Raw genomic sequence first — 1,086 nt, forward strand, 5'->3', positions numbered from 1 at the left:
TCGCTGTTCGTCGCGTCCTTCTTCGGCTCCTAGTGCCAAGGCATTCACCGTGCGCCCTTTATAACTTAACCATTCGACAAATGATAAGCGGCGGATTACTTCGTTGGCTGCGCTCTCTGCGTTGCTCATGTACCCTTTAAACGTACATTCCGCTACTCGAGAACTTGCCGCCTCGTACTCCTTGCTTCTAATTTGTCTCTAAGACGAATGATAAACTTCGAATCTCTTCGTAAACTTAACTTTTTGCGCTACTCACGTATCCTTTAAACATACGCTCCGTTGCTCAAAAGCTTGTTTCCTCGATCTTCTCGTTTCTAATTCATCTCTTTAAACTACTAAGCTTAAAATCGGGTCATCTGATCTAATTTAAACCTAGACATCGAAATAAAGGTTGTTGAATTCTTGACGACTCAAGTTTCTCTTGGTTACACAATGTGTAACCTGGTAAAAATCTTGATGTCTTTTCTAGCATTCATTATCCAGTTTTCAAAGAACCACTATACTATTAGATAGAAAAAGCACTTCTAAGCGGACTCAAAAGCGACTCTTATGCTACAAAATAATATTAAGATTAAAGTAACTCTTGGTGGAGCCTAGCGGGATCGAACCGCTGACCTCCTGCGTGCAAGGCAGGCGCTCTCCCAGCTGAGCTAAGGCCCCATTTTATAAATTAATTTTCTGGTGGGCCTAAGTGGACTCGAACCACCGACCTCACGCTTATCAGGCGTGCGCTCTAACCAGCTGAGCTATAGGCCCTCTATCAAACTTGTTATTAATAGAAAGAATAAGTTTTGAGTTCTTTCAAAACTTAACAAGGCGACTGACTTCAATCACACCTTGGATTACTACTTTGACTACCTTCGTGCTGCCTTGCGTCGAGGAAGCTTACTTCGTAGCGACACTCGTATACGCAGACGCAAATAAGTTAATCAAACAGTTTTGAATTCTTTCAAAACTGAACAAAAAGTGACAAGCATACATACCGAAGTATGCATCGACTAGAGTTAATACTCCATAGAAAGGAGGTGATCCAGCCGCACCTTCCGATACGGCTACCTTGTTACGACTTCACCCCAATCATCTGTC

2 tRNA genes and 1 rRNA gene are annotated in these 1,086 nt (G+C 42.5%); all 3 read right to left on the minus strand.

Annotated elements, in window-relative coordinates:
* Positions 1-584 precede the first annotated feature (584 nt).
* A tRNA-Ala gene (locus tag GKP30_RS23335) sits at positions 585-660 on the minus strand.
* Positions 661-679: 19 nt separating this feature from the next.
* A tRNA-Ile gene (locus GKP30_RS23340) sits at positions 680-756 on the minus strand.
* Positions 757-1,018: 262 nt separating this feature from the next.
* A 16S ribosomal RNA gene (locus tag GKP30_RS23345) occupies positions 1,019-1,086 on the minus strand; the annotation flags it as partial.

Origin of the sequence: Alkalihalobacterium elongatum (genome assembly GCF_019024285.1) — a bacterium.
GTDB classification, from domain to species: domain Bacteria; phylum Bacillota; class Bacilli; order Bacillales; family Bacillaceae_F; genus Alkalihalobacterium; species Alkalihalobacterium elongatum.